Genomic DNA, 15,192 nt, shown 5'->3' with positions numbered 1-15,192 from the left:
GAACCGGCAAGGCCAGGCCACCGAGCCGGGAAGACCCACCGGGCCAGCAACGGGCCGGAGGCCGGGATCAGCGACGGATGCTCGACTCACGCCGCGGAACGAGGAGCAGCTCGCAGCAGAGCAAGGACCGGCGAGGCCCGCCTCACCAGGCCGTGGAAACTCACCGGGCAGCAAGGCCGGGGACCGCAAGGCCGGGGACCGCAAGGCCGGGGACCGCAAGGCCGGGGACCGCAAGGCCGGGGGCCACAAGCCGGGAGGGGACCGAGAGCCGGAGGCCGGGAGAAGGCCGGGAAGAAAACCGACAGGGCCGGAAAATAAGAGCGCCGCTGCGAATTCCACGGGGGAAGAACTCGCAACGGCGTCGTAGGAAAGAGTATCGACCGTGGCGGTTATTGTCCATCCGTACCGTCGATCATCGCCGAATGGCCGAATCTCCGATGGCCCACTCTCCGGTCAGCAGGGCCGGCTCGGCGGAAGCGGCGGCCCGCCGGGCCGTCGCGACGGTCGCCGCCTCCGGTTGGCGGACGCCGCCCCGCCGCCCGGTCCGGACCTGCCCCGGCTCGGGTGAGTACCGGCATTGACGTGCGTAATTAGCCGACCCGCGATTATTCCGTGACGCCCACAGCCGGCGCCTCGGCGCTCTCCGCCAGCAGCCTCTTACGCTTCTTGGCCGGCAGCCGGTCGACGTAGAGCAGCCCGTCAAGGTGATCCGTCTCGTGCTGGAGGCAGCGGGCCAGCAACCCGGTCCCGTCGATGCGTACCGGCTGGCCGAACATGTCGACGCCCGTCACGTAGGCGGTCGCGGGCCGGCCGACCTCGGCGCGGACCCCCGGGACCGACAGGCAGCCTTCGCTGTCGACTTCCAGGTCTCGCGCGTCCGGCACGTGCAGGACCGGGTTCACCACGTGGGCCACGACGTTCGTCTGGGTTGCGTCGGGGCAGTCGACCACGAAGATCCGGGCGTCGACGCCGATCTGGTTCGCCGCCAGGCCCACTCCTTCCGCGGCGGCCATCGACGCGAACATGTCCGCGACGAGCTGTTGCAGCTCCTCGTCGAACACGGTCACGTCGGCGCATCGCCGATGCAGGACGGGGTTCCCGTAGCGGGTGATGGGTCGTGGGTTTCCGGCACGCGTCTGCACAGCCCAATTTTATGCCGAGCACGTGCTGGGGGACCGCCCGCGCCGGGGGTGGGGTACCGAAGGCGCGGGCGGTCCCGGTCAGACCGGCGGGGTGTCGTCGGCCGGCGGGTCGGCGGGCCGGCTCTCGCGGCGCGCCGCCCGGCCGGCCGCGTCCGCCGCCGTGCTGGCCCAGGCCCGGGCCTTGCCGGCCTGGGTGCCGGCCCAGTCGCCCAGGTCCGCCGCTCCGCCGGTCACCCGGCGGGCCAGCGTCACCAGCGGGTCCTGGGAGTTCTCGAACGACTCGCGGTAGTGGCTGGCCGCCGCCTTCACGTCGCCGGTCACCGAGGTGTTGCCGTCCGAGTCCCGGCGCGGGTAGTCGCCGCCGATGATGCGGCTGTACTCGCCGGAGTCGACCCAGCGGCGCAGTTCCGCCGCGCGGGCCACCGGGACCGGGTGGCTGCTCCACGCGGTCATGCTGATCTTGTGGATGCTGTCGCGCAGGTCGCCGCCGCCCTGGTACTCGGCCGCCTGCTCCAGGAACGCCGCCGTGTCGATCTGGGAGAGGTCGCCGCCGCCGGCCAGTTTCATCAGCAGGCGGGTCGACGCGGCCGGATCCTGGCCGGCGAGCAGGCCCGCGCGGTCGGCCGACAGTTCCGCCTTGCGCCACCACTCGTACATGGCGGCGATGATGGCGCGCAGGGCGATCGCGCCGATCGGGAGCCAGCTGACGTTGGTCGCCCACTTGGTCAGGATCATCATGATCGTCTTGTAGACGGCGTGGCCGCTGCGTACGTGGCCGATCTCGTGCCCCAGCAGGGCCCGCAGCTCGTCGTCGTCCAGCTTCTCCACGGCCGCGGTCGTGATCACGATGAACGGCTTGTCCATGCCGATCGCCTGGCCGTGGATCATCGGTGACTGGCTGACGAACAGTTCCGGCAGCTCGGCCACGTCGAGGGTGGTCGCCGCCTCGGTGAAACGCTGGTACACCCGGGGGTACTGGCGGTGGTCGACCCGGATCGAGCCGGCCAGGTACTGCAGGCGGAAACCGCGCTCGTTCCACATGCCGAAGAACGCCTTCACGACGTCGTCGAAGCCGCGCAGTTCACGTAGGGCGGTGAGGGCGCCGCGGTCGGCGGGGTGTTCCCACGCCCGGGAGCTGATGTCGGTCAGCGTGACCCGTTGCCGGGCCGGCCGATTCTCGTCGTCGATCGTCATGGTGGTCCTTCCGCGCCTCGTCTGGAGATCCGAGATGAGCTTGGCCAATGCGGCCACCCGGGCGCATCGGCTCCGAGCGGGACTTCACCGTGCGTGAATCAGACTTTCGGCCGACCCGGAGGTGCCCGCCGCTGAGGTGTTTTTGATGGGCCGGGCCGCTTGTGACCGGTTCGGAGGCCAGCCCATTCTCAGGAGGAGCGAAGTGAGGAGCGAAGTGAGGAGCGCAGCATGAAGATCGCTGGAGCGCCCATCTCCTGGGGTGTCTGTGAGGTGCCGGGCTGGGGACATCAGCTGAGCCCGGAACGGGTCCTGCGGGAGATGCGCGAGGTGGGCCTGACCGCGACGGAGTTCGGCCCGGACGGCTTCCTGCCCTCCGACGAGCTGCTGCGGGAGCTGGGTCTGCGCGCGGTCGGTGGCTTCGTACCGGTGGTCCTGCACGACCCGGCGCACGAGCCGGAGCTGGACCTCGACCGGTTCGTGGCCGCCGGGGCGGACACCGTGGTGCTGGCCGCCGCCACCGGCCAGGCGGGTTACGACGCCCGGCCGGAGCTGGACGCCGCGGGCTGGCAGCGGTTGCTCACCAACCTCGACAAGCTCGACGCCCAGGCCCGGGAGCGCGGCCTCACCGCGGTGCTGCACCCGCACGTCGGCACGATGGTCGAGCAGACCGCCGAGGTGCAGCGGGTCCTGGACGGCAGCGACATCGGGCTCTGCCTGGACACCGGGCACCTGCTGATCGGCGGCACCGATCCGGTGGCGCTGGCCCGGTCCGCCGGCGACCGGATCGCCCACGTGCACGCCAAGGACGTCGACGACAGCATCGCCGCGCAGGTCCGGTCCGGGCACCGCACCTACACCGACGCGGTGGACGCGGGCATGTACCGGCCGATCGGTGCCGGGGACGTGGACTTCGCCGCGGTCGCGGCGGCCCTGCGGCGCCACGACTACGACGGCTGGTGGGTGCTCGAGCAGGACACGATCCTGCGGGCGGAGCCGGGGGGCGAGGGCCCGGTCGCCGACGTACGCCGCAGCGCCGACCGGCTACGCGAGATTCTCGGCTGAGGGAAAGCGGTACCTGGTCTGCGTGTACGGCCCCTTGCCGAAGGAGAGCACCTTCGCCGGCCGGATCCCGTAGACCAGGCCGTTGCGCCCGGCCGGGTCCCGGAACGCGTCCTCGCCCACCTCGAAATCCCAGTCCAGTTCGGACTTCCACAGCGCCGCCAGCTCCCGCAGCCGGTCCGGCTCGGTGACGCGGACGGCGACGCCCTCGACCACCACGTCCAGCCCGCCGTGCAGCGCGCTGGTGCCGGTGGACAGCACGCAGGCCGGGTTGCGGGCCAGGTTCTTCGCCTTCTGCTCCTGGTCGCCGGTGCAGATGTGCAGCACACCGCGGTCCCAGATCGCCGGCAGCGGGGTGACGTGCGGGCGGCCGTCGGCGCGGACGGTCGACAGGAAGAACATCTCTGACGTCGTCAGCACCCGCTCGACGTCGGCCCACGGCACCGCCGGGGCGCCGGGCTCGCTGAAGTCACCGTTGAATTCGACGGTCGGTGTGGTCATGGTTCCTCGTCTCGGGAGAGTTCCTCGGCGCGGGTCAGCAGGGCCCGGCGCACGGGTCCGGCCGGGGCGGCCGCGGCGGCCTGCTCGAAGAGCGTCACGGCCCGGCCGGTGTCCCCGGCCCGGGCGGTCAGGTCGGCCTCCGCGGCCATGGCGTACGGGTACCCGTCCAGCGCCCCACCGACCCCCGCCTCGGCCAGCAGCCGCAGCCCGGCCGCCGGCTCGTACGCGTACCCGTGGGCCACCGCCCGGTTGAGTGCCACCACCGGTGTCGGCAGCAGCGAGAACAACTGGTCGTAGAGGGCGGCGACGGCCGGCCAGTCGGTCGGCGTCGTGACGTGGCAGGCGGCGATCCGGGCCTGCAGCGCGTACGGGCCGGTGGTCGCCGGCAACAGCGCGAGCGCCTCGGCGATGGCGGCGTGGTCCCAGAGTGACCGGTCCTGCTGGTCCAATGTGCGCAGGTTGCCGTCGTCATCGCGGCGCGCGGCCCGCCGGGAGTGCTGGAGCAGGCACAACGCCAGCAGCCCGGTGATCTCCGGCTCCCCCGGCATCAGCTCGGTGAGCAGCCGGGTCAGCCGGATCGCCTCCTGCGCGAACGCCGGCTCCCCGTCGGCGTCGTAACCCCGGGTGAACAGCAGATACAGCACGGCCAGGACGCCGGGCAGCCGCTCGGCCAGCGCCGCCCCGGCCGGCACCCGGTACGGGATACCGGCCGTGGCGATCTTGGCCTTGGCCCGGGTCAGCCGGCGCGTCATGGTCGATTCGGTGACCAGGAAGGCGCTCGCGATGTCCGCGGTCGGCACCCCGGCGATGGTCCGCAGGGTCAGCGCGACCCGGGCCTCCAGCGCCAGCGCGGGATGGCAACAGGTGAAGATCAGCCGCAGCCGGTCGTCCACGACTTCCTCCCCGTCCTCGTCCTCCCGCCCGGCGGGCTCGGTCAGCAGAGCCAGTTCCTGGAGCTTGCGGCGTTCGACGGTCGCGCGCCGCAGCACGTCCAGCGCACGGTTGCGCGCGACCGTCATCAGCCATCCGCCCGGGTTCGCCGGCACCCCGTCCTGCGGCCAGCGTTCGAGGGCCATCGCCAGCGCCTCCTGGGCGCAGTCCTCGGCCAGGGTCCAATCGCCGGTGATCCGGATCAACGCCGCGACGATCCGGGGGTACGAGTCCGCACCCGCGTCGGCGACTGTCTGCCCGAGGTCCGGCATTCAGCCGGCCAGGTCCACGAACGGCCGCAGCTCCAGCCGGCCGTGGTAGGCCATCGGGTGCTTGCGGGCGACCTCGATCGCCTCGTCCAGGTCGGCGCACTCCAGGATGTCGAAGCCCACGATGACCTCCTTGGTCTCGGCGAACGGGCCGTCGGAGACGAGCAGGTCACCGCCGCGTACCCGGACGGTCGTGGCCGCCGCGGGCGAGCCGAGCACGCTGCCCTCGACCCGCCGGCCGGCGGCGTCGTTCTCGGCCACCCAGGCCTCGATGTCGGGCACCAGCGACTCGTCGGTCTCGGGCTCGGTGTCGGTGCAGACGAACATCATGAACTTCATCTCGGGGCTCTCCTCTTCTTCGTGATCTCACCACGGTGACGAACGGGCACCACGGTTCCGGACAGCCGGACGAAGAAAACTTCAGAATTCCGCGGGCGGGGCGTTGTGCGGCGTGATCACCTGGATCGCCGACGGGTTCGAGCGCACCGGCCCGGGCAGCGCGCCCTGCGCCTGCATCACCACCTGGCAGGCCCGGCGCAGGTCCTGGCGCAGGTCGTGGTGCAGCACGGCGGAGAGCCGGCGCTCGCGCAGCAACGCCGTGTTCTCCCCGTCCAGGTCGTGCGCGACGAACACGTCGTAGGGACGTCGCTGCCGGTCGAAGGCGTCGACCACCGCGGCGTTGCCGCCGGCGCCGGCATAGAGCGAATAGACCGCGCGGACCGCCGGGTGCGCGGCGAGGACCTCCCGGGTGCCGACGTGTACGGCGTCAGCCCGGTCCTCCTCGTCCACGACCTCCAGCAGCCGGCGCCCCGCGTTTCGCGCGCGCATCTCGGCCCGGAAGCCCATCTCCCGTTCGTCCTCACCCCGGAACGAACCGTGCCCGCGTACCACCAGCACGTCCCCGGCCCGGTCCGCGAGCCACTGCTGCACCAGATAGGCAGCCGTCGCGCCGGCCGCGCGGTTGTCGATGCCGACGTACGCGGCCCGGGCGCTCGTCGGCAGGTCCGTCACCAGGGTCACGACCGGCGTGCCGCGCCCGGTCAGCCGGGTCACCGCGGCCACCACCTCGGGCACGTCCGGGGCCTTGAGGATGACGCCGTGCGAGCCCTTGCGGATCACCCGGTCCAGCACGCCGACGAGGTCCCCGACCGCCGGGCTGTCCAGGAAGTGGAAACGGGACCGGATGACGGCGGGACGCAGCGTGGGCAGCTCGGCCTCGAGGGCCGCGCGCACGGCGGTGCAGAACCGCTGCGGGGCCTGCACGACGACGTCGACCATGAACGTACGGCCGCCGAGGCGCAGCTGCGACTGCTGCCGGTCCAGGTCGGCGATGGCCTGCTCGACCTCGCGGATCGTGCTCGCCCGGACCCCGCCCCGGGAGTGCAGCACCCGGTCCACCGTGGCGGGGCTCAGCCCGGACTGAGCGGCGATCTCGCGGATCCGGTACGGGTGCTTCACCCCGTACACGATGAGGGTTTTTTGAGGTGTTATCAAGGGTTTCTGAGAGGGCCGGCGGGCCTAGCCTGCCGTTATGACTACCTGGTTCGCGGCGGCCGACTGCCGTCTCGCCGACTTCCGGGCCCTGGTCGAGCAGACGACCGACCGGGCCGACTACCCGCACGCCGCCCAGGTGCGGCAGAACGTGCTGATCTACGAGCCGGACGGGCACGCCGCCGACCGCCGCGAGGTGCAGTCCGAGCTGGCCCGCGCGCTGCTCGACGGCCCGGGCATCGTGGTCTTCCGGGGCGCGTTCGACCCGGCCGTGGTGGACAGCGCCTCCGGGGTCTTCACCGCGATGATCGAGGAGCAGAAGGCAGCCGGGGTGGTCGGTGGCGACCACTTCGCCAAGCCGGGCGCCAACGACCGGGTCTGGGGCGCGCTGGACAAGTTCGCCCTGCGGGATCCGGCGGCGTTCGCCGACTACTACGCCAACGACACCCTCGCACTGGTCTCTTCGGCCTGGCTGGGCCGCGGCTACCAGGTGACCTCGCAGATCAACGTGGTGAACCCGGGTGGTCAGGCCCAGGTGGCGCACCGCGACTACCACCTCGGCTTCATGAGCCAGGAGCAGGCCGAGAGCTATCCGGCGCACATTCATCAGCTGTCCCCCGCGCTGACGTTGCAGGGTGCGGTCGCGCACGTCGACATGCCGGTGGAGACCGGCCCGACGCTGTACCTGCCGCACTCGCAGAAGTACCCGCCCGGCTACGTCGCCTTCCACCTGGCCGAGTTCACCGCCTACTTCGAGGCCAACTACGTGCAGCTGCCGCTGGAGAAGGGCGACGCGGTGTTCTTCAACCCGGCGCTGTTCCACGGCGCGGGCACCAACCGCAGCGCGGACGTGCGCCGGATGGCGAACCTGCTGCAGGTGTCCTCGGCGTTCGGCCGGGCCATGGAGACCGTGGACCGGACCGCCATGTGCCGCGCGCTCTATCCGGTGCTGCGCGGCTTCACCGGGAACGTGGCGAACGTGGTCGCGGCGGCGGCCGAGGGCTACGCGTTTCCCACGAATCTGGACCGTGACCAGCCGATCGGCGGGCTGGCCCCGCAGACCCAGGCGGACCTGCTGCGGCAGGCCCTGACCGAAGAGTGGGACACGCCACAATTTGCCAAAGCCCTGCTTGACCAGCAGGAACGCCGGGTCTGAGGAATCCCGGCCCAGCAGCGATCTTGAGCCTCGGACGCTATGGTGGGACGAGCGCCCGAAAGCGGCGCGAGCCCCGGGTCGAGAGGCGCTGCGACGGAGTCCACGGACATCCGCCACGCTCGGCCCCTCGGGTCACAGACGCAAGGGCGCCTCCCGATGAGGGGGGTGCCCTTCTTCATGAACAATCGTCTCCAGCAGCGCAACGGCCTCGACTTCGCCGTTGCCGACCTGTCGCTGGCCGCCTTCGGCCGCCACCAGATGCGTCTGGCCGAGCACGAGATGCCGGGCCTGATGTCGATCCGCGCCGAGTACGCCGACACCAAGCCGCTGCGCGGCGCGCGCATCGCCGGCTCGCTGCACATGACCATCCAGACGGCCGTGCTGATCGAGACCCTCGTGGCTCTCGGCGCCGACGTCCGCTGGGTCTCCTGCAACATCTTCTCGACCCAGGACGAGGCCGCCGCGGCCGTCGTCGTGGGCCCCGAGGGCACGGTCGAGGCGCCCACCGGCACCCCGGTCTTCGCCTGGAAGGGCGAGACGCTGGAGGAGTACTGGTGGTGCACCGAGCAGCTGTTCACCTTCGGTGACGGCCTCGGCCCCAACATGATCCTCGACGACGGCGGCGACGCCACCCTGCTCGTGCACAAGGGCCGGGAGTTCGAGCTGGCCGGTGCCGTCCCGGCGACCACCGCCGAGGACAGCCACGAATACACGATCATCCTCGACACCCTGCGCCGCAGCCTGGCGTCGGACTCCCAGCGGTTCACCAAGATCGCCGAGGGCATCAAGGGCGTCACCGAGGAGACCACCACCGGCGTCGCCCGGCTCTACAAGTTCGCCAAGACCGGCGAGCTGCTCTTCCCGGCGATCAACGTCAACGACTCGGTCACCAAGAGCAAGTTCGACAACAAGTACGGCATCCGGCACTCGCTGGTCGACGGCCTGAACCGGGCCACCGACGTCATGCTCGGCGGCAAGCTCGCCGTCGTCTGCGGCTACGGCGACGTCGGCAAGGGCTCGGCCGAGACGCTGCGCGGCCAGGGCGCCCGCGTCGTCGTCACCGAGATCGACCCGATCTGCGCGCTGCAGGCGGCCATGGACGGCATGCAGGTCGCCCGGATCGAGGACGTCGTCGCCGAGGCCGACATCTTCATCACCACCACCGGTGGCCAGGACATCATCACGCCCGAGCACATGGCGCAGATGAAGCACAACGCGATCGTCGGCAACGTCGGTCACTTCGACGACGAGATCGACATGGCCGGCCTGGCCAAGGTCCCGGGCATCGAGAAGGTCGAGATCAAGCCGCAGGTCCACGAGTGGCGCTTCCCGGACGGTCACGCGGTGATCGTGCTCTCCGAGGGCCGCCTGATGAACCTGGGCAACGCCACCGGGCACCCGAGCTTCGTGATGTCGAACTCCTTCACCAACCAGGTGATGGCCCAGATCGAGCTCTGGACCAAGCCGGAGGCGTACGACAAGCAGGTCTACGTGCTGCCGAAGCACCTGGACGAGAAGGTCGCGCGGCTGCACCTGGACGCGCTCGGCGTCCGGCTCACCACGCTGACCAAGAAGCAGGCGGAGTACCTCGGCATCGACGTCGAGGGCCCGTACAAGCCGGACCACTACCGGTACTGACCGATCGACGGCCCGGGTCCCCGCTCGCCGGGAGACCCGGGCCACCGTCGATCATGAGCGCGCGATCGGCCGCCGTCCGGGAGAATGTGCCGGGTGAAAGTCGAGACGACGTTGCTGTTCATCCTGGCCGGTGTCGCCGTGGTGGTCGCGATGCGCTGGGTGGCCGGTAAGACCGGCCTGCCCGCCGCCGCCCTCCTGACAGTCACCGGAATCCTCTACGCCGTCCTGCCCGGTCCCAACATCGAGCTGGACCCCCACCTGGTCCTGACTCTCATCCTGCCGCCGCTGCTCTACAACGCGGCGCTGGACTCCTCACTGGTCGACATCCGGCGCAACCTGCGCACCGTGATCAGCCTCTCCGTGGTGCTGGTGTTGCTCACCGCCGTGCTCATCGGCTACGGCTTCAGCCTGTTCGTGGCCGGCGCCACGCTCGCCGCCGGGGTCGCGGTGGGCGCCGCGGTGGCGCCGCCCGATCCGGTGGCCGCGCTCGCGATCGGCAAACGGATCGGCCTGCCCCGCAACATCGTCACCCTGATCCAGGGTGAGGGCCTGCTCAACGACGCCACCGCGCTGACCCTGCTCAGCGTCGCGCTGGCCGCCGCCTCGAACGGCAGCTTCTCCATCACGTCCGCGGTGGGCGAGTTCGTCATCATGGCGGTCGGCGGGGTCATCGCCGGGACCCTGGTCGCCTACGCGGTCCGGGCCGCCCGCCGGCTCATGCAGGACCCGCTGATCGCCAACGCCATCTCGCTCGGCACGCCGTTCGTGGCGTACCTGCTGGCCGAGCGGGTGCACGTCTCCGGTGTGCTGGCCGTGGTGGTGGCCGGGCTGATCGTCGGGCACGACATGCCCAGGATGAGCTCGGGCGCGAGCCGGCTGCAGGTCAGCGCGGTCTGGCGGCTGGTCGACTTCCTGCTGGAGGGACTGGTGTTCCTGATGATCGGCCAGCAGCTGCCGGCCGTGGTCCGGGGCCTGTCGCAGTACGAGACCTCGACGATCGTCATCGCGGTGTCCATCTCCGTCGGCGTGGTGTTGCTGCTGCGCCCACTGTTCCTGGTGCTCACCCAAATGCTGCCGATCTCGCTGCACACCCGCCTCGGCGGCACCAGCGACGAGACCGAACAGCGCGGCAAGGAACGGGAACGCCGGCTCAACGGCAAGGAGATCACGGCGCTGAGCTGGGCCGGCACCCGCGGGGTCATCACCCTGGCGGCGATCTTCACCGTGCCGCTCACGCTGCGCGACGGCTCGCCGTTCCCGGACCGGGACCTGCTGCTGTTCTGCGCCTTCGTCGTGGTGCTGGTGACCCTGGTCGGCCAAGGCGTCACTTTCGCCCCGCTGGTGCGGCTGCTCGGGCTGCGCGCCAACGAGGCCGACAAGGTACGGCTGCGCAACGAGGCCCGCTCGGCGTCGGTGCAGGCGGCCCTGGACCGGCTCGACGAGATCGACCACGAGAAGCACGACGACATCGAGGACCACGCCATCGAGACGGTACGCAAGCAGCTCGGCCACCGGATGGAGCGCTACCGCCGCCGGCTGGACCTGCTCGACCAGTCGGACTCTGACGAGGTGCCGGTGTCCCCGCAGTACGAGGCCGGGCTGCGGGTGCGCCGGGCGGTGATCGACGCCCAGCGGGAGGAACTGCTGCGCTGGCGGGACGCGGACCGGCTCTCCGACGAGGGTCTGCGGGTGCTGGAACGCGAGCTCGACTTCGAGGAACGCCTGCTCCCCGACCGGCCCCGCTGACGGAGCCGGACGGAGAGTGGCTCAGGTGGTGGGCACGTCGCGGCGGCGGAAGCCGGCCAGGCCGGCGGCGCCCACCACCACCGCGATCAGCGTCAGCACCACGAAGGGCGTGGCGGTGGCGTGCCCGCCCGGCAGGTGCGGGATGTGGGTGAACGGCGAGAGATCCAGCACCCACTGCGAGAGCTGCAGGGCGGCACCGACGAGCAGCACGAGCAGGCACGCCGCGACCGCTCCCCAGGCGACCGGCGCGAATCTGGGCAGCAGGCCGAAGAGCCCGACCGCGACGGCGGCCAGCACCCAGACCGCGGGCACCTGGGCGAGCACCCCGCCCAGCACCACGGTGACCTCGCCGCCCACGTCACCGGACGCCAGCCCGTGCACCAGCCCGGCGACCGCGCCGCTCACCGCCAGGGCGAGGACCGGCCCCAGGAAGGCGAACACCAGGTGGGCGGCCAGCCAGCGCAGCCGGCTGGCACCGGTGGTCAGCACCAGCTCCGCGGACCCGGCACCTTCCTCGTCGCGCACCCGGAGCAGAGCCTGCACGGCGTAGGCCGCGGCGATCAGCCCCAGGATGCCGGTGACCCCGGCGAGGTAGCTGTCGACCGCGCCCGAGGCGCCGCCCAGCCGGGCGAAGACATCGGCCAGCTCGGGACTGTCCCCGACCAGGTCGGCGACGCTCTGCGCGACGGCGCCGAAGACGAGCCCGAGCAACGCGAAGCCGGTCACCCAGCCGATCAGCATGCCGCGGTGCAACCGCCAGGCCAGCGCCAGCGGGGAACGCAGCCCGGGGGCAGCGACCGCCGGGCCGGGGCGGTCGGGCAGCACACCGGCACCGACGTCGCGGTGCGCGGCCAGGAACGCGGCGGTCCCCACGAGTACGGCACCGAGCCCGACCGCCGGGACGATCGGCCACCACACGTCCGCCCCGTACGGGAACATGTGCTGGACCCAGCCGATCGGCGAGAGCCAGGACAGCCAGCCGGTCGCGCCGTCGCCGATGTCGCTCACGTCGCCGGCCAGGCGCAGCACGTACGCGATGCCCAGCGCGACCAGCGCGAGCGAGCGCGCCGACCGTGCGCCCCCGGCCAGCTGGGCGCAGACCGCGGCGACGGCGGCGAACATGCAGCCGGCCAGCGCGAATTCGAGCGCCATCAGCACCGAGCCGGTGACCGGCAGCCCCTGCGAGATCATCGCCGGCGCCTGGATCAGGGCCAGCACCGCGTTGGCACCGAAGGCCACGAGCAGCGCCGCGAAGAGGCCGGCGTGCCGCGAGACCGCGGCGGCCCCGATCAGCTCGGTGCGTCCGGCCTCCTCATCCGTACGGGTGTGCCGGATGACCGTGAGTGCGCTGAACAGCGCCACCAGCACCGGGATGAAGCCGCCCCGCCAGGCGACCAGCTCGCCGAGACCGGTGCCGTGCAGCGGACCGTAGAGCGCCACGAAACCGGCGTTGCCCGCGCTGACCCGGGCGTATCCGATGCGTTCGGCGTCGGTCGGGAACAACGCCTCGAAGGACGAGACGTAGAGGGCGGGGATCAGCGCCAGCGGCACCACCCAGAGCGGCAGCAGCACCCGGTCGCGGCGCAGGATCAGCCGGACGAGCCGTCCGGTGCCGGTCATCGCGCCGGCTCCCGGTACTGCCGGAGGAACAGCTCCTCCAGGGTCGGCGGCTGACTGACCAGGCTGCGTACGCCCACCCCGACCAGCTTGCGCAGCGCCGGGTCGAGCGCGTCGGCGTCCACGTCGAAGTGCACCCGGCCCGCCTCGGTGCGCAGGTCGTGCACGCCCGGCAGGGTGGCCAGCCCGTCGACCGGCCCGATCAGCTCCGCCTCGATCGAGGTACGGGTCAGGTGGCGCAGGTCGACCAGCGTGCCCGTCTCCACCGTGCGTCCCTCGCGGATGATGGTGATCCGGTCGCAGAGCGCCTCGACCTCGGACAGGATGTGGCTGGACAGCAGCACGGTCCGGTCGTTGCGGCGTTCGTCGCGGATGACGTCGCGGAACACCTCCTCCATCAGCGGGTCCAGCCCGGAGGTCGGCTCGTCCAGGATGAGCAGCTCCACATCGGAGGCCAGCGCGGCGACCAGGGCGACCTTCTGCCGGTTGCCCTTGGAGTAGGTGCGGCCCTTCTTGCGCGGGTCCAGCTCGAACCGCGTCAGCAGCTCGTCGCGGCGCCGCGGATCGAGACCACCGCGCAGCCGGCCCAGCAGGTCGATGACCTCGCCACCGGACAGGTTGGGCCAGAGCGTGACGTCGCCCGGCACGTACGCGAGCCGCTTGTGCAGGGCGGTCGCGTCGGCCCACGGGTCGCCGCCGAGCAACGAGGCGCTGCCACCGTCGGCGCGCATGAGCCCCAGCAGGATCCGGATGGTGGTGGTCTTGCCGGCGCCGTTGGGCCCGAGGAAGCCGTGCACCTCGCCGGTCCGCACGTGCAGGTCCAGGCCGTTCAGGGCCCGGGTGCGCCCGAAGCTCTTGGTGAGCCCCGCGACGCTGATCGCCTCGGTCATGTCATGACTCCTCAGGGACAGCGAGCCGGTCCAGGGCCGCGTACGCCGCATCGGCCCGTTCGGCATCGAGCAGGGGTTGCGCGAAGATCTCGACGGACGCCCGGAGCAGGCGGGCGTGGTGGGCGGGCTCGTCGACATCAACGCCGAGCACCCGGGAAAGCTGTTCCCGCATGAGGAACATGCCCATCTTCATGGCGACGAGCACGGCCGCGTACGCGCGCGGGTCCTTGCTCTTGATCGGCTGGTCGCCCAGCCACAGCTCGCCGGCCTCCACCATCCGCTCGAACATGACCTCGGCCGCGGGCGAGCCGTCCATCATGGAGCGCACGAGGTAGCGCTGCAGCAGCATCGACTCGGGATGCACCGAGCCGACGAAGGCGGCGTCACCGAAGCCGCCGCGCGCCAGCAGTTGCGCGCGCAGGGTGGCCATCCGCTCGGTCGCGAAGTCGTCGCAGGCGTCGCGCAGGCCCTCCTTGGAACCGAAGTGGTGGCGCAGCAGGCCGGAGGACACCGAGGCGGCCTGGGCGATGTCGCGGATCGTCGCCGGACCGATGCCCTTCTCGGCGAAGAGGCGGATGGCCGCGTCGCGGATGCGGGCTCGCGCCGTCAGATCACTACTCACGTGTGTAGGTTATTACACGTGTGTGTAGCCGCCTAGAGTGATGGCGCAAGATCTTTACGGCAGGCGCAGGTGCTGCGCCGCCCAGGCCGCCAGCGTGGTGGGAGTCGTGCTGACGAAGCTGCGCGACTGCTCCGGGACGAAGTCGTCACGCAGCCCGGCCGTCATGCCGACGATCCCCTCGACCACCCCCGGCGTCAGCCCGGCACCGTGCAGCGCACCCCGCAGCTCGTCATCGGTGATCACCTGCACCGAGAGCTTGCGGCCGAGCGCGGCGCCGACGATCTCGGCGACCTCGAGCCAGCTCAGGTCGGCCGGGCCGTGCACCGCCTGGACGAATGAGGACGACCACTGCTCACTCAGCAACCGGGCAGCCGCCACTTCCCCGACGTCCCGCGGATCGACCCACGGCATCGGCGCGTCCGCCGGCCTGGTGGTGGTGAGCGTGCCGGCCCGCAACTCCTCCAGGCTGCCGAGCAGATTGGTGAAGTAGTAGCCGCAGCGCAGCGTGCACACCGGCCCGGCGCCACCGAGCAGCTCCTCGGCGCGGGCCAGGCCGTCGATCATCCCGGCGCCGTGCCGTCGTTCCGCGCCGACGCTGCTGATCAGCACGGTGCGGCCGATGCCGTTGGCGGCGATCGCGGCGGCACCGTTGGCGGCGATCGCGGTCATCTCCGCGACCGGATCGTCGGCGGTGAAGGACTCGGGCACGACCCACAGCAACGCGTCGGCACCCTTGGTGGCCTCGGTGACGTAGGCGGCGTCGCGCAGGTCGCCCGGGAGCACGTCGACGCGGTCGCGGACCTCGGCGGGCAGCTTGGCGGGATCACGGATCAGCACGGTGGGGCGCACCCCGGCCTGGATCAGCACCTGCACGGCGCGGGAGCCGACATGACCGGTTGCGGCGGTGACAGCAATAGTCATCCCGGCACCATAAGCA

14 protein-coding genes are annotated in these 15,192 nt (G+C 71.6%); 4 read left to right on the top strand and 10 right to left on the bottom strand.

Going from position 1 to position 15,192, the window contains the following annotated elements; translation table 11 throughout:
* Nucleotides 1-605 precede the first annotated feature (605 nt).
* Together def and AB0C12_RS23885 are read right to left on the bottom strand one after the other, a co-directional pair.
* Nucleotides 606-1,142 (bottom strand): peptide deformylase, encoded by a 537-nt coding sequence (gene def / locus AB0C12_RS23890; RefSeq protein WP_360551380.1) that lies wholly within the window; start codon nt 1,140-1,142, stop codon nt 606-608.
* 78 nt (nt 1,143-1,220) lie between these two features.
* The gene (locus AB0C12_RS23885; protein WP_360551378.1) at nt 1,221-2,336 is read right to left on the bottom strand and encodes a M48 family metallopeptidase; all 1,116 of its coding nucleotides are present in this window, start codon (nt 2,334-2,336) and stop codon (nt 1,221-1,223) included.
* 228 nt (nt 2,337-2,564) lie between these two features.
* Here AB0C12_RS23885 and AB0C12_RS23880 point away from each other — a divergent pair, with 228 nt between their 5' ends.
* Nucleotides 2,565-3,398, top strand: coding sequence for a TIM barrel protein (locus AB0C12_RS23880; RefSeq protein ID WP_360551376.1), 834 nt, complete (start codon nt 2,565-2,567; stop codon nt 3,396-3,398).
* Here AB0C12_RS23880 and AB0C12_RS23875 read toward each other — a convergent pair.
* The 4 genes from AB0C12_RS23875 to AB0C12_RS23860 form a co-directional block, all read right to left on the bottom strand.
* Nucleotides 3,378-3,896, bottom strand: a complete 519-nt coding sequence (locus tag AB0C12_RS23875) for a pyridoxamine 5'-phosphate oxidase family protein (protein WP_360551374.1) — start codon at nt 3,894-3,896, stop codon at nt 3,378-3,380. The two genes, AB0C12_RS23880 and AB0C12_RS23875, sit on opposite strands and share 21 nt — an antisense overlap.
* The gene (locus AB0C12_RS23870) at nt 3,893-5,098 is read right to left on the bottom strand and encodes a sigma-70 family RNA polymerase sigma factor (RefSeq protein WP_360551372.1); all 1,206 of its coding nucleotides are present in this window, start codon (nt 5,096-5,098) and stop codon (nt 3,893-3,895) included. Before AB0C12_RS23870 ends, AB0C12_RS23875 begins: the two co-directional genes overlap by 4 nt.
* Nucleotides 5,099-5,434 (bottom strand): YciI family protein, encoded by a 336-nt coding sequence (locus tag AB0C12_RS23865; protein WP_360551370.1) that lies wholly within the window; start codon nt 5,432-5,434, stop codon nt 5,099-5,101.
* 81 nt (nt 5,435-5,515) lie between these two features.
* Nucleotides 5,516-6,553 carry a LacI family DNA-binding transcriptional regulator gene (locus tag AB0C12_RS23860; protein WP_360551368.1) on the bottom strand — a complete coding sequence of 346 codons (1,038 nt, stop codon included), beginning with the start codon at nt 6,551-6,553 and terminating at the stop codon, nt 5,516-5,518.
* Between the two features lie 73 nt (nt 6,554-6,626).
* On the opposite strand from AB0C12_RS23860, the gene AB0C12_RS23855 reads away from it, so the two are divergent.
* The 3 genes from AB0C12_RS23855 (at nt 6,627) to AB0C12_RS23845 (ending at nt 11,126) form a co-directional block, all read left to right on the top strand.
* The gene (locus AB0C12_RS23855) at nt 6,627-7,742 is read left to right on the top strand and encodes a phytanoyl-CoA dioxygenase family protein (protein ID WP_360551366.1); all 1,116 of its coding nucleotides are present in this window, start codon (nt 6,627-6,629) and stop codon (nt 7,740-7,742) included.
* A gap of 177 nt (nt 7,743-7,919) precedes the next feature.
* A complete protein-coding gene (gene ahcY, locus AB0C12_RS23850; protein WP_360551364.1) occupies nt 7,920-9,380 on the top strand; it encodes an adenosylhomocysteinase in 1,461 nt (486 codons plus the stop codon).
* An 84-nt stretch (nt 9,381-9,464) separates the two neighbouring features.
* On the top strand, nt 9,465-11,126 hold the full coding sequence (locus AB0C12_RS23845; protein ID WP_360551362.1) for a Na+/H+ antiporter: 1,662 nt from the start codon (nt 9,465-9,467) through the stop codon (nt 11,124-11,126).
* Between the two features lie 21 nt (nt 11,127-11,147).
* Here AB0C12_RS23845 and AB0C12_RS23840 read toward each other — a convergent pair whose 3' ends face one another.
* Genes AB0C12_RS23840 through AB0C12_RS23825 form a run of 4 tightly spaced genes read right to left on the bottom strand, consistent with a single transcriptional unit; the run spans nt 11,148 to nt 15,176 of the window.
* Entirely contained in the window at nt 11,148-12,746 is a 1,599-nt protein-coding gene (locus AB0C12_RS23840; RefSeq protein ID WP_360551360.1) for an ABC transporter permease, read from the bottom strand.
* Nucleotides 12,743-13,633 carry an ABC transporter ATP-binding protein gene (locus AB0C12_RS23835; RefSeq protein ID WP_360551358.1) on the bottom strand — a complete coding sequence of 297 codons (891 nt, stop codon included), beginning with the start codon at nt 13,631-13,633 and terminating at the stop codon, nt 12,743-12,745. The genes AB0C12_RS23840 and AB0C12_RS23835 overlap by 4 nt, the downstream gene beginning before the upstream one ends.
* A gap of 1 nt (nt 13,634) precedes the next feature.
* Nucleotides 13,635-14,255, bottom strand: a complete 621-nt coding sequence (locus AB0C12_RS23830; protein WP_360551356.1) for a TetR family transcriptional regulator — start codon at nt 14,253-14,255, stop codon at nt 13,635-13,637.
* 54 nt (nt 14,256-14,309) lie between these two features.
* A complete protein-coding gene (locus AB0C12_RS23825; protein WP_360551354.1) occupies nt 14,310-15,176 on the bottom strand; it encodes an NAD(P)H-binding protein in 867 nt (288 codons plus the stop codon).
* Nucleotides 15,177-15,192 lie beyond the last annotated feature (16 nt).

The sequence above is a fragment of the Actinoplanes sp. NPDC048967 genome, from assembly GCF_040649415.1.
Classification (GTDB): Bacteria; Actinomycetota; Actinomycetes; order Mycobacteriales; family Micromonosporaceae; genus Actinoplanes.
This window is presented reverse-complemented; position numbering and strand designations above follow the sequence as displayed.